This is a genomic window from Thalassospira sp. (assembly GCF_040218635.1).
Taxonomy (GTDB): Bacteria; Pseudomonadota; Alphaproteobacteria; order Rhodospirillales; family Thalassospiraceae; genus Thalassospira.
This window is the reverse complement of the sequence record NZ_JAVJRB010000003.1, coordinates 127,024-148,751: the sequence shown is the minus strand read 5'-3', so window position 1 is coordinate 148,751 and position 21,728 is coordinate 127,024. Positions and strand designations below refer to the sequence as shown.

Below are 21,728 nucleotides of genomic sequence, written 5' to 3'. Positions count from 1 at the left end.
TAGGGTCAGGACCTATTAATTTGGTTTGAATGGTCACCCGGATTTGTGCGGATACGCGAAGCAAGACCGCAGGAAGATATGCATCTTTCAAGGTTTTGCGACAAAGTAGCCCGTACAAATCCGGGTGATCCGTAGGACAGGCGTTATATTTGCAAACTCCTGCGTTAAACCCTTTGCCCGGGAGATTACCCCGCGCTGCAGGCTTTATCCTTGTATTTCACAAATATAACGCCTGCCATTCCAATCAAATTAATAGGTCCTGACCCTAGCATTAATCTGATCGAATACCGTTTACTCACGCGGTGTTCGACTTTGGATCAAGGTTTGCTGATTTTGCTTGGAATTCCGGCATCAATCACCGATGAGTATTGCTGCAATGCGATATGATACGGTTGACGGGGATACAAGGGTTGCAAATTCAACGCGTCTCAGGGCTTTTGCCTTCTTGACCGCGAGGGGGCAGGGCGGTAGCTTGCCGCTCTAAATTCATAGACAACAGTAATAGAGAGTTCGCGCCATGGCGCTCGACGGGTCGCAACGTCCCCCTTCATTCCAGGAAATCATTCTTCGACTGCAAAGCTATTGGGCCGATCAGGGTTGTGTAATCCTGCAGCCTTATGACTTGGAAGTCGGTGCCGGTACGTTCCATACCGCGACAACCTTGCGGGCACTCGGCCCGGAAAGCTGGAATGCAGCCTATGTTCAGCCTTCTCGTCGCCCGACCGATGGTCGGTATGGTGAAAACCCGAACCGCTTGCAGCACTATTACCAGTTTCAGGTTCTGCTGAAACCGTCGCCAAGCAACTCTCAGGAGCTGTATCTTGGGTCGTTGCGCCATTTGGGCATTGATCCGCTGGCCCATGACATCCGCTTTGTCGAGGATGACTGGGAAAGCCCGACCCTTGGTGCATGGGGCCTTGGCTGGGAAGTGTGGCTTGATGGCATGGAAGTCACCCAGTTCACCTATTTCCAGCAGGTTGGTGGCTTTGAATGTAACCCGGTTCCGGTCGAGCTGACCTATGGTTTGGAACGTCTGGCGATGTATATTCAGGGTGTCGAGAACGTCTATGACCTTGATTATAATGGTCGCGGTGTGACCTATGGCGACGTGTTCCTGCAAAATGAAGTGGAACAGTCGACCTATAACTTTGAAGTCGCAAACACCGATATGCTGTTTGCGCACTTTAAAGATGCCCAGGCCGAATGTGCGGTCAATATTGAACGCGGTTTGGCGCTTCCGGCGTATGAGCAGGCGATGAAAGCCAGCCATATCTTTAACCTTCTTGATGCGCGCGGCGTGATTTCTGTCACCGAACGTGCGGCCTATATCGGTCGTGTTCGTGACATGTCGAAATCCTGCTGCGAGGCGTGGCTGCGGTCGCGTGGCCATCTGAAAGAGGAGGCATAAGTCATGGCCGAATTGCTGCTTGAACTGTTTTCCGAAGAAATTCCGGCCCGTATGCAGGCCCGTGCATCTGATGATCTGTCCAAACTGATCTCGGATGGTCTTAAGGCTGCTGACCTTGCATTTGACAAAGTCGAAGCATTGGTGACCCCGCGTCGCCTGACCCTGATTATTGATGGCCTGCCTGAAAAACAGCCGGACCTGCGCGAAGAACGCCGCGGTCCGCGCGCCGATGCACCTGAAAAGGCAATCAACGGTTTTTTGGCAGGCAATGGTGTCACCCTTGATCAGTGCGAAAAGCGCGAAATGCCAAAAGGCACCTTCCTGTTTGCGATTGTCGAACAAAAAGGCCGTGCGGCATCCGAAGTCATCAAGGAAATCGTCGAAGACGCGATGGCCAAATTGCCATGGCCAAAATCGATGCGTTGGGGAACCGAAAAAGTCCGCTGGGTACGTCAGCTTGACCGCATTCTGTGCCTGTTTGATGGCACGGTGATCCCGGTTTCCTATGGTCCGGTCATCGCCGGAAACACCACCAGCGGTCATCGTTTCCTAGCACCTGCTGAATTCAGTGTCGCCAATGGTGCCCAATACAAGGAAAAACTGCGCGCTGCCAAGGTCATGCTTGACCGGGAAGAGCGCAAACAGGTTATCCTTGACGGGGCGAAAAAGCTGGCTGCGGCCGAAGGGTTCGAACTTCTTGAAGATAACGGTCTTCTTGAAGAAGTTTGTGGTCTGGTTGAATGGCCTGTGCCGGTTATGGGCAAGGTCGATGACCTGTTCATGGACATCCCGCGCGAAGTTCTTGAAACCTCGATGCGTGAACATCAGAAATATTTTGTGGTTGAAGATAAAAGCGGCAAGCTTGCTGCGCGATTCATCACAATTTCGAACATGGAAACGGCGGATAACAACGCCAAAATTATCGCCGGGAACGAACGCGTTTTGCGCGCACGCCTGCATGATGCCAAGTTCTTCTGGGATCAGGATCGGAAAGTGACGCTGCAATCGCGCCTGCCGAAACTTGATACGATTGTCTTCCATGCCAAGCTGGGATCGCTTGCAGAACGTGTGTTGCGCCTTCGCGGTCTTGCACGTGAGCTGTCGACAGATATCCCGAATTGTGATGTCAAACTGGCCGATCGCGCCGCAGAAATCGGCAAAGCCGATCTGGTGTCGCAGATGGTGTTTGAATTCACCGAACTTCAGGGGCTGATGGGGAAATACTACGCCGAAAATGACGGCGAAGCCCCGGAAGTCGCCAATGCCATTGCCGAGCATTATGCACCGGCTGGTCCGTCAGATATGTGCCCGACGGCACCTGTGTCGGTTGCAGTCGCATTGGCAGAGAAGCTTGATACCCTTGCCGGGTTCTTTTCCATTGATGAAAAGCCAACCGGTTCAAAAGATCCGTTTGCGCTGCGTCGTGCGGCTTTGGGTGTCATCCGTCTGGTTCTGGAAAATGGTTTGCGGGTAAAGCTTCGGCGCATCTTCGCATTTGCCGTTTCCCAATACCCGGCAACCATTCGTCGTGACGAGGCAGTCGAAGACCTTCTGGCCTTCTTTGCCGACCGTCTGAAAGTCCATCTGCGTGAACAGGGCGTGCGCCATGATCTGGTGTCGGCTGTGTTTGCATTGGATGGCGAAGACGATCTTGTCCGCCTGCTGGCCCGTGTTGATGCGCTTTCCGATTTTGTTTCGGGCGAAAGCGGCGTCAACCTTATGGCTGGCTACAAGCGTGCATCGAACATCCTGCGCATCGAAGAGAAAAAGGACGATACGTCCTTTGACGCGGACGTTTCCGCTGATCTTCTGAGTGTGGACGAAGAACGCAAGCTGTATGAGGCGCTCATTGATGTCCGGCATAAGGCCTTGCCACGTTTGCGGGGTGAGGATTATGCCGCGGCGATGACCGAATTTGCGCGGTTGCGTGAACCGGTTGATGCATTCTTTGAAAAGGTCACCGTAAATAGTGATAAGGCAGACGAACGTGCCAACCGGCTTAAATTGCTGGCGCAAATTCGCACCGCCTTGCATGACATTGCGGACTTCTCAAAGATCGAGTCATAAAACAGGTCAAGGTTGCGGGGCTTTCCCCATCCGGGGAGGCCCATAAGGGCCTTGACCAGATGAGGAAAAGGCAAGATGACCAAATGGGTGTACGGTTTCGGTGGCGGTAGCGCCGAAGGCCGTTCGGATATGCGTGAACTTTTGGGCGGCAAGGGTGCGAACCTTGCCGAGATGAGCAATCTCGGACTTCCCGTTCCGCCCGGCTTTACCCTTACAACCGAAGTCTGCACGGCGTTTTATGACAACGACCGCGCTTACCCGGATGGTCTGAATTCCGAAGTCGAAAAGGCGCTGGCCGCGGTTGAAAAGCTGGTCGGGCGCAAATTTGGCGATGCCAAAGATCCCCTTTTGGTGTCTGTTCGTTCCGGCGCACGCGCCTCCATGCCCGGCATGATGGATACGGTTCTTAATCTTGGCCTGAATGACGAAACAGTCGAAGCACTGGCAACCGTTTCAGGTGACCGTCGTTTTGCCTATGATAGCTACCGCCGTTTCATTCAGATGTATGGCGATGTGGTGCTGGGGGTTGAGCATTATCATTTCGAAGAAATCCTTGAGATTCACAAGGAAGACAAGGGCTATTCCCTTGATACCGAAATGGATGCCGATGACTGGGCACAAATCGTTCAGGGCTTTAAGAAAAAAGTCCAAAGCGAACTTGATGCACCTTTCCCGCAAGATCCGCGCGAACAGCTTTGGGGCGCGATTGGTGCCGTATTTGGCAGCTGGATGAATGCACGTGCCAATACTTACCGTCGTTTGCACAGCATCCCGGCAAGCTGGGGCACGGCTGTAAACGTGCAGGCGATGGTCTTTGGCAATATGGGCGATGACTGTGCGACGGGTGTTTGTTTCTCGCGCAATCCATCAACCGGCGAAGATCGTTTTTACGGCGAATATCTGATCAACGCACAGGGCGAAGACGTTGTTGCGGGCATCCGCACACCGGCACCTCTGACCAAAATCGAACGTGAAGAATCCGGTTCTGACCTGACCTCGATGGAAGAAGCGTTGCCAAAAGTCTTTGGCGAGCTTTGCGAAATCCGCGATCGGCTTGAATCCCATTACCGCGATATGCAGGACATGGAATTCACCGTTGAATCGGGCAAGCTTTATATGCTTCAGACTCGTGCGGGCAAACGGACCGCCAAGGCCGCCTTGCGCATTGCTGTTGAGATGTGCCGCGATGGCGTGATTTCACAGGAAGATGCCCTGCGCCGTGTTGATCCGGCACAGCTTGATCAATTGCTGCACCCGACCCTTGATCCCGATGCCGCCCGCAAGGTTGTTGGTATGGGACTTCCTGCATCCCCCGGTGCGGCATCCGGCCAGATCGTGTTTTCAGCCGAATCAGCAGAAGAATGGGCCAGTAATAAAGGCCGCAAAGTCATTCTGGTGCGGATTGAAACCAGCCCCGAAGATATTGCCGGCATGCATGCCGCCGAAGGTATCCTGACCTCACGTGGCGGCATGACCAGTCATGCGGCGGTGGTGGCACGCGGTATGGGAACCCCATGCGTTTGCGGTGCCGGTCAGGTCAAGATCGATTACGCCAACAAAACCATGATTTCCGGTGGTGTGACCTTAAAAGAAGGCGACGTCATCACCCTTGATGGCAGCACCGGTGAAGTCATGCTGGGCGAAGTCGCGACCCTTAAGCCTGATCTGTCAGGTGATTTTTCGCAGTTGATGGAATGGGCCGATGCTGTGCGTCGGCTTAAAGTCCGGACCAATGCGGAAACCCCGGATGATGCGGCAACCGCACGCGGCTTTGGCGCAGAAGGCATTGGTCTTTGCCGGACCGAACATATGTTCTTTGATCCGGCACGGATCATTTCCATGCGCGAAATGATTTTGGCAGAAACCGAACAGGGCCGTCGGACCGCCCTTGATAAACTGTTGCCCTATCAGCGTCAGGATTTTATTGACCTGTTCCGCATCATGAAGGGGCTTCCGGTTACCATCCGTCTGCTCGATCCGCCATTGCATGAATTCCTGCCACACGGTGATGCCGAAATTGCCGAAGTCGCCAAGGCTGCCGGTGTGTCCGAGGTGATTGTCAAACGTCGCCTGCTTGACCTTGCCGAAGCCAACCCGATGCTGGGGCATCGTGGATGTCGTCTTGGCATCAGCTATCCTGAAATCTATGAAATGCAGGCGCGTGCGATCTTTGAAGCCGCGATTGAAGTTTCAAAGGATGGCGGTGATCCGGTCATTCCGGAAATCATGATCCCGTTGATTGTCGGCAAGAAGGAACTTGAAATCCTGAAAGCTGCGATCATTAAGGTTGCTTCGGATGTTGAGGCCGAAAAATCAGCCAAACTGAGTTTCCTTGTTGGCACCATGATCGAATTGCCACGTGCAGCATTGCGGGCAGGGGACATTGCCGAAGAAGCAGAATTCTTTAGCTTTGGCACCAACGATTTGACCCAGACCACCTTTGGTCTGTCGCGTGATGATGCGTCGCGCTTCCTTGATACATATATCTCCAAGGATATTTTTGCAGGTGATCCGTTCGTGTCGCTTGATCAGGAAGGGGTTGGCGAGCTGGTCAGTATTGCAGCCGAACGTGGCCGTGCAACCCGCAGTGATATCAAACTTGGTATCTGTGGGGAGCATGGCGGTGATCCGGCATCCATCGCGTTCTGCGAAGCGCAAGGGTTGGATTATGTGTCCTGTTCGCCGTACCGCGTGCCGATTGCCCGTCTGGCGGCGGCACAGGCCGCATTGAACCGTAAGCACGAATAGGCCAGACACAACACCCGTTGCCACGCGCAACGTTGCATTGATCTAAAAATTATCCAACGGCGGCAGGGGAACTTGCCGTCGTTATTTTTTGACGTTTTGCGATGATGGGTCGGCGCGGTGGGCAAGATGTTTCATGATCAACATGCCGCCGACAGAAAGACCAAGCAGGAGTAAGATGATCCCGCCAATTTTGAAAATCTTTTCGTAAAGAACGGCTGTGTGGAATTCTTCTTCCTGCAAGTCGGTCAGATGGGTCAAGACTGCATGAAGATGTGCCCGGTAGCTTTCATCGGGCTTCAATGTGCTTTCATAGCGCACCGCACGAAGGAGCATGTTCAGGCGTTCAACCGCATCGAAATAGTTTTCTTCTGTCATGCGGGCTTGCGCGATGGTTGGATTAAGGGCGCGGGTTTCATTGGGGCCAAGAAAATGACCCGGATAATTTTTTAAATCCGACCATTCATTTTCAAGGCAATCACGGACATTGGTTACAATCGCGCCGCAGGGAACAATTTTCCCGGAATAGAACCGCAACAATGTGCCCAAGGCCATTTGTTTGACCTGATTGCCTTTGCGATTATAGGCCTGCGTGATTGTCGCAAGTTCCTTGTTGGCATCTGCAATCGACATGTCTGCAACCGGGGTATCGCTTAAACCGGTTGGTCTTTGTTGGGCGGATGCACTGTTTGATAATGAGCCCGCCAATAGGGCAATGACCATTACGACCAGATAGGGTGCGGCATTGCGCAGTTTCATTGCAGGTTCCTGTTCTCTTCTTCCCATAACATAGGGGCTAACTACCCTTTCGAACAGGTTTCAATGTGAAACGAGCCCCAAATCGGGACTCGTTTCATCGTGCGATCTTTCGCCGGATGTGAATTTGGGGGCGCTGCCCTTAAGCTGCGGTCGCAGGTAAACTGACCCAGTCGGGTACGACAACGGTGATTTTGGCATCGCCCGCCCGTAAATCGGCATCGTCACTGATGCGTTCCAACCGGATCAGGGCAAGGCCATGGTCACCGTGAATGGATCGAATGATGCCCGCTTCCTTGTCGCCATTCATAATGGCGGTTCCGGCTTCCGGTGCGCTGCCATCGATTTTGATCGGCAACAGGCGCTTGCGGACAAGACCACGATATTTGGTGCGCGCGGTCAGTTCCTGTCCCATATAGCAGCCCTTCTTGAAATCAACGCCGCCCAGTTCTTCAAAGCCGTTTTCAAGCAGGATGGATTTTTCAATTTCAAGTTCTTCGCTGCCATTGGGCAGGCCAAGTGAAACGCGCAGTTGATGATAGGCTTCAACGTCGCTTTCGCTCGCCCCGATCGCGGCCATTTCAGCCAAGCTGTTTTTAGGCAGTAAAACACGCGCCCCGATGGCCGATAAACGTGGATCAACCGCCTTGATACCTTCGGCAAGATGTCCGGTTGTGCCCGGTGCTAAGTCAAGTGACAGTGTGCTCAGTGCCTCGTCGCCAAAGACGGCAATGACATCGTAACTTTCGGTCACATCGGTAAGTTCGACTTTGGCACGGAGCTTATACATCCGAAGTTTTTTGAAAAGTTCAGCAGCCCGTTCGCCATTTTCGCCGCGTTCGCATTCGATCAGAAGACTGTCTTCATCCTGTTGGTAGACAAAGAAATCAAACAGAAATTTTCCTTGTGGGGTCAAAAGCGCACCATAGCCGGATTTATCGGCGGTGATGGTTTCGATGTTGTTTGATACCAACCCTTGCAAAAAGCTGACGCGGTCCGGTCCGCTCACACGGATCACCGCACGGTCGGGCAGCAGGGTGTAAAAAGTCTTGCTCATAATTTTGTGGGCTCCGGTCTGTCGGATTCATTTGAGCGGAATGTGGGGCAAATGCATAAATTTCGCAAGGGGTCTCTCAAGGTCCAAAGTCCAATCTATATGTAAGAAAACCCTTCATAAAACGCCTGCGAACAGATAGAACCAAACTTATGAAAATCTTGATGCTTGATCATTCTATCGGCTTCGATCCCAAGGATCGCGAAGCCCGCCCGCTGGGAACCTGCCAACGCGCATTCATTTCGTTGGCTGAGTCCCTTGTTGCCCGTGGTCACAAGGTTGAGGCCCGCCGTAATGGTGGCATCGACAAGGATATGCACGGTGTGGCATGGCGACAGCTTGATGCTGAATTGCCGCCTTTTGGTGGCGATGCGGCCAATACCGTGATTGTCTGGCGCGATCCGGAATTATTGCAACACTCATCCGTACCGGACGATGCAACGATAATTCTATGGTTTGATGGCGATCCAGAACGCCTTAATGCTGATGACATCCGGCTTGTTCTTCAGGAAAAGAAAGTACAGGTCGTCTTCACCGATGATGGTCAGGCCAAGGGATTTGACGCCGATCTGGTTAAAAAGCCGATTGTGGTCAAGCCGGGTGCAACAGCATCCTTTACCATGGCCTCAAACATGCATTGGGCATTTGAATCACGTGATGAAGTTGCGGTGACGGTTGCCAATACTGCAACCGGGATTGCCCAGATTGTCCGTATTTGGGAAGCTTACGTCGCGCCCAAGGCACCCAATGCCAAGCTTGAAGTTTATGCCCATGATCTGTTCATGGCACTTGCTGGTGAAAATGATCAGGTGTCTGACGATATTGTTGATCTGGTGCGTTCTGCCATCGACAAGGGTGTGCGGGTTCTTCATCCGATGCCAGAAGCCGATATGGCCGAAACGGTCGCCAATGCGCGTGCCTTCTTGCATCACGGTAAATACGGAACGGACCATGTCGGGCAATGGATTGTGGATGCCCTTGGGGCGGCAACACCGGTTGTGTCTTATGGCGGTATTGCCAAGAACCGCGTTGAAGATGGCAAGACCGGCTATATCGTTCCCGACGAAGCCGCATTTGGCAATATCACCAGTCAGCTTTTGACCGACCGGGCCTTCTTTGCCACGCAGTCCGAAGCCGCACGCAATGATCGCCGCGAATGGATCCACGTTGCTGGTGAACTGGAGAAACTGTAAACCGTGCGCCTTTTGTTCATCACGTCAAACCGGTTGGGGGATGCCGTCCTGTCGACATCGGTCCTGCGCCATTATGTCGAAACCTATCCGGGGATACGCGTAACGGTGGCATGTGGGCCGGTTGCGGCACCAATCTTTCAGGCCGTACCGAACCTTGAACGCATCATAGAGATGCCCAAACAAAAGCGTGGCGGGCATTGGTGGAAGCTTTGGAAGTCGGTGGTCTTTAATTGGTGGGACATCATCGTCGACCTGCGCGGAAGTGCGACGGCCTATGTGTTGCCGGGGTGGAAGCGTGTTGTTCTGTCGGGGAATGATGACAGTGTTCATCGGGTCGATCAGCTTGGACAGGTAATAGGTGTCACGCCGCCACCATACCCAAAGGTCTGGATCAATAAGAAAAATCGGGAACGGGCCGATTTGATTTTGCCTGCGACAGACAAGCGGCTTTTGATTGTTGGGCCTACTTCAAACTGGGTTGGAAAAACCTGGCATCCTGAACGGTTTGTCGAGACGATTTCCCAACTGACAGAAAAGGGCGCAGTTCTTGACGGTGCACATGTTTTGCTCGTCGGTGCGCCTAATGAGCGTGATATGGCCGAAAACATAATACAGTCACTTCCAGAAGACCGCAGATCAGAAATATTTGGAAGCGAGAGCCTGTTGACGGTTATGGCCTGCCTTGAGCGGGCTGACCTTTATCTTGGTAATGACTCAGGACTGATGCATATGGCAGCTGCATCAGGATGCCCAACGCTTGGGCTGTTTGGGCCATCACGCGACGAGCATTATCGACCATATTCGCGGTGGGGGCGGGCTGTGCGAACTGACTGGTCTTTTGATACGATCATGGAAAACCGTGAGAGCCGTTTTTCCAAAGAGAACCTGATGGAAACCTTACCTGTTGTCAAAGTCGTCGAAGCTGCGACAGAGCTGGTTACCAGTTACCGCCTGCAGGAAAAAAATCATGACTGAACCCATGCCACGTATCTCCGTTGTTCTTTGCGCCCATAACGAGGAAGCGCGTTTGGCGGCGTGCCTTGAAAAGGTAAGTTTCGCAGATGAAATCGTCGTCGTTTGTGATAAGTGCACAGATCGTACTGAAGAGATCGCAAAAGAATTTGGCGCAAAAACGGTTGTCGGCAGTTGGGATATAGAAGGCCATCGTCGCAATAAAGGGATTGAAGAAGCAACCGGTGAATGGATATTTGAACTGGATGCGGATGAGCACATTAATGAGGCGCTTGCAGCCTCTATCCGCGAAGCTGTAAATAGTGGCACCTATGACAGATATTTGATCCCTGTGGATAACTATGTCGGTGAACGGCTGGTGCGCTATGGGTGGGGCGCATCGTTCGGGACGTCGGCTGTTTGGCGGCTTTTTCGTAAAGGTTGCAAAGTATGGGGCCCACAGCGGGTTCACCCAGCGGTTAAGATGACCGGACGTCAGGGGCCCAAGCTTGATGGTGCCTTGGTGCATTTCGTTGACCGAAACATCTCCGACATGATCCGCAGGCTAGACAGCTATTCCAGTGCACGCGCGGCCGATTTACGCGAAAACGGAAATATCGGCACGTTCGCACATAACTTTCGCCGTATCTTTTCTCGCTTTTGGCGCTGCTTTGTCTCACGCAAAGGATACAAAGAAGGGGGGATGGGCTTTTTGATTGCTTTGTTTGCAGCCCTGTTCCCGATGCTTTCCTATTTGAAGGCACGTTACGATGATGAGTGACGCTGTCCAAACGGGAAATGATCGATGACCATGTTGCTGCAAACCATGGCCGGAAGTCCGTTTGGCGGTGCTGAGGAGTTCTTTGTGCGTCTGGCATGCGGGTTTCAGCGTGCAGGCATGGATCAGCATTGCGTTGTTCGCCCGAATGAAGGTCGAAATTCTGTTCTTGCGGCAAATGGTGTGTCATTTGACGAGTTGCCCTTTGGGGGACGTCTTGACCTTCGAACCCCGTGGGGATTGCGTCAGCAGATCAAAAAGCACAAACCACGCATTGTTCTAAGCTGGATGAACCGGGCCAGCCGAATGACCCCGTCGGGTGATTTCACCAAAGTTGCCCGGCTGGGTGGGTATTACAAACTTAAAAACTTTCGTGATTGCGACCATTTGATCGGCAATACACGTGATATTTGCGATTATCTGGTGCGCGAAGGTTGGGCTGCCGATAAGACGCATTACTTGCCGAACTTTGTTGATGCCAACCGCGGTAACCCGATTGATCGTTCAGAATTCAACACCCCCAACGATGCGCCCTTGATCCTTGGTCTTGGCCGGTTGCATGAAAATAAGGGGTTTGACACCCTGATCCGTGCATTGGTTGATGTGCCTGGTGCATATCTTTGGATCGCCGGTGCCGGGGGTTTGAAAGACGATCTTTTGAAATTGTCGGGTGAATGCGGGGTTGCGGACCGGGTCCGGTTGCTTGGTTGGCGTCGTGACGTTGCCGATCTGTTTGCGACCTGCGATGTGTTTTGTGCTTCTTCGCGCCATGAGCCACTGGGCAATATGGTGATTGAGGCTTGGGCGCAGGGAAAACCTGTCGTGGCACAGGCAAGCCAAGGACCGGTTCAATTGATTGAACAAGGTGAAAACGGATTGTTATCGGCACTTGAAGATGTTTCTGCGCTGGCATCTGATTTACGGACAGTCCTTGACGACAAAGCGCTTTCAGACACATTGTCGGCAAACGGGCATACAACGTTCGAGGCGAATTTTACCGAGAACGTTGTGGTTGCCAAATACAAGGCTTTCTTTGACGAGGTTGCGCGTTAATGTGCGGAATTGCCGGTTATATCGCCAAGGACAAGCAAACCCTTGATCCCGAAATTCTGGATCGTCTGCGCGATGCGCTTGGTCATCGGGGCCCGGACGGGGATGGGCGTTATGTCAAAGGTCCGGTTGGTTTCATTCAGACTCGGCTGGCGATTATTGATCTCGATACAGGCGATCAGCCACTTTACCATGAAAACGGCAGTGCCCTGATCGCCAATGGCGAAATCTATAATTATATTGAACTGCGCAACAGTCTGTGCGAAGCCAGTTTTAAAACCAGGTCAGACAGCGAAACCGCATTAAGGCTGTATGCGCGGAGCAATATTGACGGGTTTGATCAACTGCGCGGCATGTATGCCTTTGCCATTCATGACGTGATTGAAAATCAGGTTGTGCTGTGCCGTGATCCGTTCGGGATCAAGCAACTTTACTACGTCGAAACCCCGGAATTCTTCGCCTTTGCATCCGAGGCGCAGGCGCTGGTGGCAGCCGGCCTTGTCGGCCGGGAAGTTCGTGAAGATGCCCGTTCTGAATTGCTGCAGGTCCAATTCACAACCGGCAGCGACATGATTTTTGATGGTATCAAGCGGTTGCTTCCGGGCGAGACCATTGTTTTGAAAAACGGACGGATCATTGATCGCCGCCGCCGTCAGGTGTTGAGTGATGCCGGTGTTGTTGGCAACAATCTTGAAAGCGCGTTGGCGGATTGGGACCGGGTGTTTGAAGAATCCGTGCGTCTTCATCAGCGATCTGATGTTGATTATGCCATGTTTCTTTCAGGTGGGGTCGATAGTGCATCCCTTCTGGGCATGATGGACCGCTTGAACGAGCGGCCAGTAACGGCTTATACCGCCGCATTTGAAGCATCAAGTGTGCATGACGAACGCGAGATTGCCCGCGAAGTTGCCAAGGCGTGCAACGCAAATCACGTTGAAATCATGTTTTCCGAACGCGATTTCTGGACCTTGTTGCCCGAAGTTGCGGCAAAGATGGATGACCCGGTTGCCGATTACGCCATCCTTCCGACCTACAAATTGGCAGCCGAAGCGGCACGTGATTTTAAAGTCGTTTTGTGTGGCGAAGGTGGGGATGAGCTATTTGGTGGATACGGGCGTTATCGGTCCGTGATGCGGCCATTATTGCTTGGCGGACGTGTTATGCGGTCCAAGGGAACGTTTGATAAGATTGACGTCCTGCGCCCCGGTATCCTTGAGGGATGGCGCGACGGGATTTCGGCATCGGAAAGCCGTGAAAATCGTGGAAAACGCTCGCGCCTTGCGGTCGCACAGGCGGTGGATTGTTCGGATTGGCTTCCCAATGATCTTCTGATCAAGTTAGATCGGATGTTGATGGCCCACGGGCTTGAGGGACGAACACCGTTCCTTGATCCGAAGGTCGCAGAATTTGCCTATCATTTGCCCGATCGCCTTAAAGTTCGTAAAGGTGTTGGCAAGTTCTTGCTGCGCAGTTGGTTGGAACGCTGTCTTCCGATGGCGCAACCATTTGCCAAAAAACGCGGCTTTACGGTTCCTGTGGGGGAATGGATTGCAGGGCAGGGCAAACGCCTTGGTCCGTTGGTTGCCAATCAGGCAGGCATTCTTGAAATCGCCGAACCGGCACAAGTCGAAAAACTGTTTAATACGGTAGGTAAAAGAGAAGGGGCGGCATGCTGGCATCTTCTGTTTTATGCACTTTGGCATCAGACCAATGTTCTAGGTCATGCGCCAGCAGAAGACGTTTTTGAAACGCTGGCTCCATAGTGACAGAGTTCTAACCAACGATGAGGGTGGCATGGCGAAATCAGCCTGGATGATTGTTCCAAATCTGCTGCGAACGTTGGTGCGCAGTGATGTTGCGTTGAAGTCCAAACTCTTGCTGTTTGCCGGTCTGATTTATCTGATCAGTCCGGTTGATCTCCTGCCGGATGTTCTTGTCGGTATCGGGTGGTTAGATGATCTTTTGATCGTGCCGCTTTTGGGATGGCTTTCATATCGGAGTTTGCCGTCCTCTGTTCAGGAAGACGTGGTTCAGAATGAGGCGACAGCGGGAAAACAGTCGCGGCGCATTTACCTTTATCTTGGCATTCTTGTTATTGCCGTGATCGGGATTGTGATGCTCGGTGGAACTGACGGCAACGTGATTCCGGAAAACGCACCGTTGAGCAACTAGGTATCATAGGCTTTGCTTTGACCAAGTCTGGATTTGACGGGCCTATAGGTGCGCCGTAGTCTTGATCTATAATTTGCATAGATCGGGAGGATGATCATGAATGAAGCATTCCGCGCACTGGTGTTAAACCAGAAAGATAAAAACGTTACCGCGCGTTTCGAAGATCTGACCGTCAGTGATCTGCCCGATGGTGATGTTCTTGTTCGGGTGAAATGGTCAACGCTGAACTACAAAGACGGCATGATCCTGAATGGTCTGGGGCGTCTTGTTCGAACATACCCCCATGTGCCCGGTGTCGATTTTTCTGGTGAAGTTATCTCGTCAAATGATGACCGCTATAAACCCGGTGATGACGTTGTTCTGACCGGATGGCGGGTTGGTGAAGCCCATTGGGGTGGATATGGGCAACTGGCCCGTGTGAAGGCCGATTGGCTTGTCCCTTTGCCAGACGGGCTTGATGCTGCGCAGGCGATGGCAATTGGTACGGCCGGTTTCACATCAATGCTCGCCGTGATGGCATTGGAAGAACAGGGGGTTTCCCCTGATCAGGATGGCGAGGTTCTTGTTACCGGTGCCGCAGGTGGTGTTGGATCAGTCGCTGTTTCCATTCTATCGGCACTCGGTTACCGGGTTGCGGCGTCGACCGGGCGCGAAGAAACCCATGCCTATTTGCGTGAACTCGGGGCGAGTTCAATCATTGATCGGAATGAGTTGACCGACACAAGTAAACCGCTTTTGGCCGAACGCTGGGTCGGGGCAGTTGACAGTGTTGGCAGCACAACACTTGCCCATGTTCTGTCGGAAATGAAATATCACGGGGTTGTATCGGCCTGTGGCCTCGCGGGTGGTCCTGATTTGCCCGGAACAGTTATTCCGTTCCTGTTGCGCGGCGTGCGGCTCATTGGCATTGATTCGGTCATGTGTCCCTATGAAACCCGCATTCGGGCATGGCAGCGTCTGGCCAAAGAGCTCCCGAAAGAACATCTGAGTGCCGCCACGACAAAGGTTGCCTTGGGTGATATTTTGCCTTGGGGTGAAAAAATACTCAAAGGGCAGGTTAAAGGCCGTCTTTTGATTGATGTGCAGGATTGCTAGCATCCCTGAAACTATGCAGAATCAACGGGTTTTCAAATTCAAATTTTTGATTGGAAACCCGTTACTCTGACGATTGGAAAAATCACAATGGCCGAACAACGGTTTCGAATTCTTCTTGTTGAAGATAATCCGGGGGATGCGTTTCTGGTTCGAACGCTTCTTGAAGAAACCGGCGAGCCGTTTGATATTGAACATCGATCTGACCTTGCCTCGGCAATGGCGGTGTTGAATGGGGACGGTCCGGACGCCCAGTTTGACGTCGTGCTGTTGGATTTGACCCTGCCTGATTCATCTGGCGTTACGACGATCAGTAAGGTGCGCAGCTGTGCCAATACCGCGCCTGTCGTTGTCCTGACCGGCCACAAGGATGAAGAACTTGCCTTTGATGCGCTTCAGCATGGCGCAGAAGATTACCTGACTAAGGAATTCCCTGATGGTCGGACCATTCGCCGGTCCATCCGTTATGCGATTGAACGTTCGCGTGCGGAACGTGCGCTTAAGGAAAGCGAAGAACGTTACCGGAAGTTGGTTGAACTGGCACCGGAACTGATTTCGATCCTGAGCGGGGATGAGATTGTTTATATCAACCAGCAGGGGCTTTCGATCCTTGGCGCAGAAGACAGTGCCGCCTTGGTTGGGCGTTCTTTTATGGAGATGGTCCATCCATCAAGCCGCGAAACGCTTGATGAATATATTGTGCGGTATCGGAAGGGATATGGTGGACGTGCTGATTTCACCATTATCTGTCAGCGCCCGGACGGGGAAAATGTCGAGTTAGAAGTATCGGCGATTGCATTCACCCACGAAGGTGCGCCAGCGATGCTGATGCTGGCCGAAGATGTCACCGAAAAACGTAAAATCGAACGTCAGCTCGTTCAAACCTCGAAACTGGCCACCCTTGGTGAAATGGCAGCATCGGTCGCACATGAAATGAACCAGCCGCTTAATGTGATCCGCATGGCGGCCGATACCTGTTCGCTGCAATACGATCTTGACGCCGTAAAACCGGCATTTCAACGCGAAAGGCTGTCCTTGATCAGCAGTCAGACCGAACGCATGTCAGAAATCATCAAGCATCTACAGATTTATAGCCGCCCGGATGATGAGGATTTTATACCGTTTGATCCGATGAAGGCGGTCGAAAGATCAGTGGATATGATCGAACATGACTGCCGTTTGTCCGGGATCGTGATTGATGTTGTTCCACCAGCACAGCCATGTTTGGTCAATGGTCGGCAGGTCCAGCTTGAACAGGTTCTTGTGAATATGTTGACCAATGCCCGTGATGCGATCAATGAAAACGGCGATGACGGCAATATCGGCGGTCTTATTCGCGTGAGTGCGATGGTCGATGAAGGCCTGAAGTCCTTGAAGCTTGCGGTCAATGATAATGGCGGTGGTGTACCGGAAGCTGCCATTGACCTTTTGTTCCACCCTTTCTTCACGACCAAGGACGTGGGTAAGGGAACAGGGCTTGGCCTTTCGGTCAGTTTTGGCATTGTCGAAGCGATGGGCGGAAAGATCGATGTCCGCAATGAAGGCGACGGGGCGTGCTTTGAAGTCACGCTGCCGATAACGTCTGTCGGACCCGATGAGAAACCCGACATTCCTGAACTCATGCCAGATGAAGGAAGTTCTCTTATCATGGGGGCTAGTTGCGAAGCCCGACGGAACATCCGTGTTCTTGTTGTCGATGACGAAATTGATGCGATGGAAATCATATCAGGTTACCTTGAAGCGCAAGGCTATAGCGTATCGGCGGCAAGTGACGGGGAAGATGCACTGGCAATTGCCGGTGTGGTTCAGCCGGATATCCTGATAACCGATATTCGCATGCCTCAGATGGATGGAAACTCTTTGGTCAAGGCGTTGCGCAGTAGAAACCCGGCTTTGCCTGTCATTGTTATGACCGGTCATCCGGGGGATGCCGAACGCCCGGTCGATGATGATGACGATGGTGCTGATGCGCCGGTCATGGTGCTGTCCAAGCCACTTAACCTCAAAGAACTTCTGGCGATATTGGATGAACTCTCTGAAGTCTGTGCAGGGTAAAGAAATAGCTCGGACTTGTGATCATTCTAAAGACGACAGCGTTTAGCTCATCCTGACCCAAAAAAGCACAAAGCCCGGCATGTGCCGGGCTTTGAATCTTTAGGTGCAGTGTCGTTTGGGGGATTATGCTTCCCAACCGAGCTGCATGGCAATTTTGACGGCTTGGGTACGGTTTGCTGCACCCAGCTTTTTGAAAATGCCGGTCAAGTGAACCTTAACAGTGATCTCACGCACGGTGAGCTGTTTGGCGATTTCTTTGTTGGAAAGGCCTTTGGTCAAAAGACCAAGGACTTCGCGTTCACGATTGGTCAACTGACGCAGGGGATTGTCCGGTGCAAGGCCATCGAGATCAATTTCGCCCGGCCGCATGCGCGATCCGTCATCTTCAAGCAAAGCCGATGGAATGTATTTTTCGCCAGAAAGGATAAGGCGCAAGGCGTTGATCAGCGACTTACCCGACAGTGTCTTGGGCAGATAGCCAGATGCACCATGTTCCAGCGCATTCAAGACATCGCTGCGTTTGACCGATCCGGAAAGAATGACCACCGGGATTTCAGGGTGTTTTTGACGCATGACGGTCAGACCAGATAACCCGTTCATACCGGGCATATTCAAATCAAGGATCGTCAGTTCAACGACTGTTTCGCTATCGACAACAGCCAGTGCCTCTGCGAAATCTTTCGCCTGCGCGACTTCAACTTCCGGCGCTGCGAGTTTGAGGAAGGAAGTGATCCCGTCTCTGACGAGGTCATGGTCGTCTGCTAGCAGGATATTCATTTTTATGCCGTACCCGTTTTTGTCCGAAGCTCTGACATCTGATGATTGGCTCCGGAAACGCACCCCGTAGTCAAGACACGGTTTCGCGCGATTTTAGATTGTCAATTCAAGCGTCCCCCCCGGACGCGAGCGCAGCATTCAACAAAACCGGGGTCCTGTCAAACGGCAGGATAGTTTCTGAATGTTGCAACTATGCGATCGGATAGGTGATATGGCCCGAGAGTAAAATTCTTCTCACTTATTGCATAGTATATAGGAGGCTAGTAAGCGTTTCGCGAGGGGGATCTCACACAGAGATCGAAATGCCTTGCCGCGCGTCGCTGCCAGATCGGGAATTTTCAATGATGGATTCTTGCTGAGTAGTTGGAGCCTCGTCACCCTTGTCTGTGGCGCGTAACAGGCTGGCTTTGCGGAAGGCTGCCATATCTGCACCTGATGGTGCATTTGGCGCAAGTGCGGCATTCTGCAACGTTGCCAAAGCACGATCACGATCCGCTGCACTCCCCGAAACCGATACGCTTACATCGACATGACCCCCAATAGCATAGGCATTGCCATCCGGGCCAATCTGATAAGTGTATTGCGGTGCCGATCCATAAGGACCCGCAGCAGCTGCATGTGCCTGTTCTTCCTGTCGAACGGCAGAATCGCGTGCCTGAAGCTGCGATACGACGGCCTTTTCTGCCGGGACAAGGTTCGCGGGGCTTGATGTGCCGCCTGTGCTGTTGTTGTCATCTTCGGTGGTTTCAACTGCTTGCCGATATTCGGCGCGGCTGATGCCACCGGCAACGGCCTGTGCCTCGGTCAGAGTTCGTGGGTCAACAAGGCGCGTGCGTGCGCTATCGCTTTGTTCACCCGCAATGGCATAAGGGGAGAGTGTTTTGCCATCGGCTGTCTGGCGCTGAACTTCAACAGCTTCATATTCGGCCAAAACGCGCCCATCAGCAGTTTGTGCGATTTCCCGAACATTCAGGATAACGCCCAATCCGCCGCTATTTGGGTTGGCAATGGTTTGACCAGCTGAAATCATTTGTGCGTGTAGTGTTCCACGTTTTTACAACAAGTATCAACAAGCTCAAGGATAACAGAAAAACGCATATGAGTCTTGTCTTGGAATAGCCGTGATATTGGGGCGGCTGATGGCTTGCGCAATGGGGAGCATACTGCTATCAGGAATGCCAAATTCAGGCGGTATAGTGATGATCGCTGCTTTCATTTCAATCAGGAATTTGAATACTCATGCTCGACTTCGTTATTCCCGCCAATGAAAAGGTGCTTGTCACCGGTGCTGCCGGTTTTATCGGATCGCACCTTTGCCTTAAATTATTGGAACAGGGATCGACGGTTATCGGGCTTGATAACGTCAATGACTATTACGACGTTACCCTGAAAGAAGCGCGGCTGGCACGATTGGACGGCAAGCCTGGCTTTAAGTTCATCCGTATGGATCTTGAAAACCGCGAAGGTATTGCTGACCTGTTTGCGACGGAAAAACCAACCTATGTCGTCAATCTGGCGGCACAGGCCGGTGTGCGCTATTCGATTGAAAACCCGCATGCTTATGTTGATGCAAACCTTGTTGGTTTCACCAATATTCTTGAAGGGTGCCGCCATAACGGCGTGAAGCATCTGGTCTATGCATCAAGCAGCTCTGTCTATGGTATGAATACCGAAATGCCGTTTTCGGTTCATCACAATGTCGATCATCCGATCAGCCTGTATGCCGCGTCGAAAAAGGCCAACGAATTGATGGCGCACACCTATAGTCATCTGTACCGTTTGCCGACCACAGGGCTTCGGTTCTTTACGGTGTACGGTCCTTGGGGACGCCCGGATATGGCGTTATTCCTGTTTACCAAGGCGATCCTTGAAGGCAAGCCGATCAATGTCTTTAACAAAGGCAAAATGCGGCGTGATTTCACCTATATCGATGACATCGTCGAGGGCGTCTATCGCTGTATCTCGACCGTTGCGGAACCGAATGCCAACTGGAATCCAGCCAAACCGGACCCTGCGACCAGTTCTGCCCCGTATCGGGTGTTCAATATCGGGAATAACAACCCGGTTGAACTGATGTATATGATCGAGACGATTGAAAAAGCCTTGGGTCAGACTGCGGAAAAGAACATGCTGCCAATGCAGGATGGTGACGTTCCGGCAACCTATGCCGATGTTGATGCGCTGACCGATGCTGTTGGGTTCACACCGGCAACGTCGATTGAAACCGGTATTGGCAATTTTGTTGAATGGTACCGGTCTTTTTACGGGTAAACGGATTTGAAATTTGCCGCGATCTTCGTGCTGTTCGCCAATGCGTTTTCGGCGGGCATGATGTTTCTGGCCAGCGTGTTTATCTCACGCTATGGCGGTAAGGATCTTTTTGGCTTCTTTTCCGTGATACTCGGGTTGATTATCTCAGCCGCACCTATCGTCACGTTCGGGATGGACACCGCAATTGTCCGTTTCCTGCCCAAATATCGCGAAGAGGGGCAGCGCCAGATCGTGAGCGGGATGCAGCGATTTGTTTTGCTGTTTGCGGGGGTGTTATCGGTCGTTGGCGGTGCTGTTCTTGCGACCATCCTTATCAGTTTCAGAAACTACAGTATCGAAATTGGCCTTGCTGCGGGTGTATGTTTGCCTCTGGCGGTCGTCATGTCCGTGCTTCAAGGGGCCATTCGGGCTGATGCCAATGTGTCACGTGCTGTCGTCGGTGAGGCGGTGGTAAGGCCACTCGTATTCGGTATCTGCCTTCTAACGCTTTATTTCTGGATCCATGGTGATCTGTCACTTTTAACTGTTGTTGGTTCGTACGCTGTGGCACTCGCGGTGGCGATGCTATCAACAGTCATTTTGGTGATCATGGGGCGGCATATCAACTGGTCTGGCCCCTTCCATCCAAGAATGAGCGACATTCGGCTGTGGTTGCAGTTGGGCCTTAATGTGCTTTTCTCTCAGCTTTCCATCGCACTTTTAAACCAGTCACCGGTCATTTTGGCGGGTGTCTTGCTTTCAGCATTTGATGCGGGCGAGCTTGGCGCGGTTATCCGTCTTTCCATGCTTGTTGCCTTTGCGCTTACGGCGGTGAATTCGGTTGTCTCACCCTTTCTTGCCAAGGCGATGGCCAAAGAAGACAAGCACGAGCTGCAATCACTGGTTACCCGTGCAACTGGATTTTCGTTGTTGGTAGCGGTTCCGGTTTGCGGGATGTTCTTTGTCTTTGCGCCAGTACTGCTTTCGCTGTTTGGCGATGATTATTCAGGGGCAGTGCCCTATTTGCGCATGATGCTGGCCGCCTATGCTGTTCAAGCCGCATGTGGGCCTAGCGTCGCATTGCTGAATATGACAGGCATTCATCGTGCCATGACCAAGATTGTCACTGTGTGGGCTGCTGTAACCATGGCAGGGCTTGCGATTGGCATGTTGCAAATCGGTATGATGGGCGGGGTAACAGTTGCAGCCCTGTCCGTTGCCGGTTACCCGATCATTTTGGCAATCCTGTGCCGAAAGTCTCTTGGTGTTGACCCGACAGTATTTTCGCTGCGGTTTTTGATTGCGCGTTAAATTCTGTTTTCAATCAAATGAACACGTAAAGCAGCGATAACGCCCCAAAAGGCGCTGGTTCATTGCAAG

The 21,728-nt window shown here is 52.3% G+C and carries 17 protein-coding genes; 13 read left to right on the top strand and 4 right to left on the bottom strand.

The annotated features are described in order from the left end of the window. The first annotated feature begins 517 nt into the window (after positions 1 to 517). The 3 genes from RIC05_RS02110 to ppdK all read left to right on the top strand — a co-directional run bounded on the left by RIC05_RS02110 (position 518) and on the right by ppdK (position 6,223). Positions 518 to 1,408, top strand: coding sequence for a glycine--tRNA ligase subunit alpha (locus tag RIC05_RS02110; protein ID WP_350043029.1), 891 nt, complete (start codon positions 518 to 520; stop codon positions 1,406 to 1,408). 3 nt (positions 1,409 to 1,411) lie between these two features. Next, positions 1,412 to 3,475, top strand: a complete 2,064-nt coding sequence (gene glyS / locus RIC05_RS02105) for a glycine--tRNA ligase subunit beta (protein ID WP_350047677.1) — start codon at positions 1,412 to 1,414, stop codon at positions 3,473 to 3,475. A gap of 75 nt (positions 3,476 to 3,550) precedes the next feature. Then, positions 3,551 to 6,223, top strand: a complete 2,673-nt coding sequence (gene ppdK, locus RIC05_RS02100) for a pyruvate, phosphate dikinase (protein ID WP_350047675.1) — start codon at positions 3,551 to 3,553, stop codon at positions 6,221 to 6,223. A gap of 81 nt (positions 6,224 to 6,304) precedes the next feature. On the opposite strand, the gene RIC05_RS02095 is transcribed toward ppdK, so the two are convergent. Beyond that, a complete protein-coding gene (locus tag RIC05_RS02095) occupies positions 6,305 to 6,979 on the bottom strand; it encodes a hypothetical protein (protein ID WP_350047673.1) in 675 nt (224 codons plus the stop codon). A 139-nt stretch (positions 6,980 to 7,118) separates the two neighbouring features. Continuing rightward, complete coding sequence (gene ygfZ / locus RIC05_RS02090; protein WP_350047671.1) at positions 7,119 to 8,033, bottom strand: CAF17-like 4Fe-4S cluster assembly/insertion protein YgfZ; 915 nt, start codon at positions 8,031 to 8,033, stop codon at positions 7,119 to 7,121. 161 nt (positions 8,034 to 8,194) lie between these two features. Between ygfZ and RIC05_RS02085 the strand changes: the two genes are divergently transcribed. The 8 genes from RIC05_RS02085 to RIC05_RS02050 all read left to right on the top strand — a co-directional run bounded on the left by RIC05_RS02085 (position 8,195) and on the right by RIC05_RS02050 (position 17,321). Continuing rightward, entirely contained in the window at positions 8,195 to 9,223 is a 1,029-nt protein-coding gene (locus RIC05_RS02085) for a glycosyltransferase (protein WP_350047669.1), read from the top strand. Between the two features lie 3 nt (positions 9,224 to 9,226). Beyond that, positions 9,227 to 10,198: a glycosyltransferase family 9 protein gene (locus RIC05_RS02080; RefSeq protein WP_350047667.1), complete on the top strand. Its 972-nt coding sequence runs from the start codon at positions 9,227 to 9,229 to the stop codon at positions 10,196 to 10,198. Continuing rightward, positions 10,191 to 10,955: a glycosyltransferase family 2 protein gene (locus tag RIC05_RS02075; protein WP_350047665.1), complete on the top strand. Its 765-nt coding sequence runs from the start codon at positions 10,191 to 10,193 to the stop codon at positions 10,953 to 10,955. The genes RIC05_RS02080 and RIC05_RS02075 overlap by 8 nt, the downstream gene beginning before the upstream one ends. Positions 10,956 to 10,979: 24 nt before the next feature. Next, positions 10,980 to 12,005, top strand: coding sequence for a glycosyltransferase (locus RIC05_RS02070; protein ID WP_350047663.1), 1,026 nt, complete (start codon positions 10,980 to 10,982; stop codon positions 12,003 to 12,005). Continuing rightward, positions 12,005 to 13,765, top strand: coding sequence for an asparagine synthase (glutamine-hydrolyzing) (gene asnB / locus RIC05_RS02065; protein ID WP_350047661.1), 1,761 nt, complete (start codon positions 12,005 to 12,007; stop codon positions 13,763 to 13,765). Before RIC05_RS02070 ends, asnB begins: the two co-directional genes overlap by 1 nt. Before the next feature lie 31 nt (positions 13,766 to 13,796). Next, the gene (locus RIC05_RS02060; protein WP_350047659.1) at positions 13,797 to 14,174 is read left to right on the top strand and encodes a YkvA family protein; all 378 of its coding nucleotides are present in this window, start codon (positions 13,797 to 13,799) and stop codon (positions 14,172 to 14,174) included. A 96-nt stretch (positions 14,175 to 14,270) separates the two neighbouring features. Then, positions 14,271 to 15,269, top strand: coding sequence for an acrylyl-CoA reductase (NADPH) (gene acuI / locus RIC05_RS02055; protein WP_350047657.1), 999 nt, complete (start codon positions 14,271 to 14,273; stop codon positions 15,267 to 15,269). An 87-nt stretch (positions 15,270 to 15,356) separates the two neighbouring features. Beyond that, positions 15,357 to 17,321, top strand: coding sequence for a response regulator (locus RIC05_RS02050; RefSeq protein ID WP_350047655.1), 1,965 nt, complete (start codon positions 15,357 to 15,359; stop codon positions 17,319 to 17,321). Positions 17,322 to 17,444: 123 nt separating this feature from the next. Here the strand turns inward: RIC05_RS02050 and RIC05_RS02045 are convergent, their stop codons facing one another. Both RIC05_RS02045 and RIC05_RS02040 read right to left on the bottom strand, forming a co-directional pair. After that, positions 17,445 to 18,098 (bottom strand): response regulator, encoded by a 654-nt coding sequence (locus RIC05_RS02045; RefSeq protein ID WP_350047653.1) that lies wholly within the window; start codon positions 18,096 to 18,098, stop codon positions 17,445 to 17,447. Positions 18,099 to 18,384: 286 nt separating this feature from the next. Next, positions 18,385 to 19,128, bottom strand: coding sequence for a putative metalloprotease CJM1_0395 family protein (locus tag RIC05_RS02040; RefSeq protein WP_350047651.1), 744 nt, complete (start codon positions 19,126 to 19,128; stop codon positions 18,385 to 18,387). Between the two features lie 209 nt (positions 19,129 to 19,337). Here RIC05_RS02040 and RIC05_RS02035 point away from each other — a divergent pair, with 209 nt between their 5' ends. Together RIC05_RS02035 and RIC05_RS02030 are read left to right on the top strand one after the other, a co-directional pair. Beyond that, complete coding sequence (locus RIC05_RS02035) at positions 19,338 to 20,369, top strand: NAD-dependent epimerase (RefSeq protein ID WP_350047649.1); 1,032 nt, start codon at positions 19,338 to 19,340, stop codon at positions 20,367 to 20,369. Between the two features lie 6 nt (positions 20,370 to 20,375). Further along, positions 20,376 to 21,659 (top strand): oligosaccharide flippase family protein, encoded by a 1,284-nt coding sequence (locus RIC05_RS02030; RefSeq protein WP_350047647.1) that lies wholly within the window; start codon positions 20,376 to 20,378, stop codon positions 21,657 to 21,659. Positions 21,660 to 21,728 lie beyond the last annotated feature (69 nt).

Bases quoted from the DNA above. Each gene is read 5' to 3' on its own strand.
- RIC05_RS02110 (WP_350043029.1), top strand. From the start codon at position 518: ATGGCGCTCGACGGGTCGCAACGTCCCCCTTCATTCCAGGAAATCATT.
- glyS (WP_350047677.1), top strand. From the start codon at position 1,412: ATGGCCGAATTGCTGCTTGAACTGTTTTCCGAAGAAATTCCGGCCCGT.
- ppdK (WP_350047675.1), top strand. From the start codon at position 3,551: ATGACCAAATGGGTGTACGGTTTCGGTGGCGGTAGCGCCGAAGGCCGT.
- RIC05_RS02095 (WP_350047673.1), bottom strand. From the start codon at position 6,979: ATGAAACTGCGCAATGCCGCACCCTATCTGGTCGTAATGGTCATTGCC.
- ygfZ (WP_350047671.1), bottom strand. From the start codon at position 8,033: ATGAGCAAGACTTTTTACACCCTGCTGCCCGACCGTGCGGTGATCCGT.
- RIC05_RS02085 (WP_350047669.1), top strand. From the start codon at position 8,195: ATGCTTGATCATTCTATCGGCTTCGATCCCAAGGATCGCGAAGCCCGC.
- RIC05_RS02075 (WP_350047665.1), top strand. From the start codon at position 10,191: ATGACTGAACCCATGCCACGTATCTCCGTTGTTCTTTGCGCCCATAAC.
- RIC05_RS02070 (WP_350047663.1), top strand. From the start codon at position 10,980: ATGACCATGTTGCTGCAAACCATGGCCGGAAGTCCGTTTGGCGGTGCT.
- asnB (WP_350047661.1), top strand. From the start codon at position 12,005: ATGTGCGGAATTGCCGGTTATATCGCCAAGGACAAGCAAACCCTTGAT.
- RIC05_RS02060 (WP_350047659.1), top strand. From the start codon at position 13,797: ATGGCGAAATCAGCCTGGATGATTGTTCCAAATCTGCTGCGAACGTTG.
- acuI (WP_350047657.1), top strand. From the start codon at position 14,271: ATGAATGAAGCATTCCGCGCACTGGTGTTAAACCAGAAAGATAAAAAC.
- RIC05_RS02050 (WP_350047655.1), top strand. From the start codon at position 15,357: ATGGCCGAACAACGGTTTCGAATTCTTCTTGTTGAAGATAATCCGGGG.
- RIC05_RS02045 (WP_350047653.1), bottom strand. From the start codon at position 18,098: ATGAATATCCTGCTAGCAGACGACCATGACCTCGTCAGAGACGGGATC.
- RIC05_RS02040 (WP_350047651.1), bottom strand. From the start codon at position 19,128: ATGATTTCAGCTGGTCAAACCATTGCCAACCCAAATAGCGGCGGATTG.
- RIC05_RS02035 (WP_350047649.1), top strand. From the start codon at position 19,338: ATGCTCGACTTCGTTATTCCCGCCAATGAAAAGGTGCTTGTCACCGGT.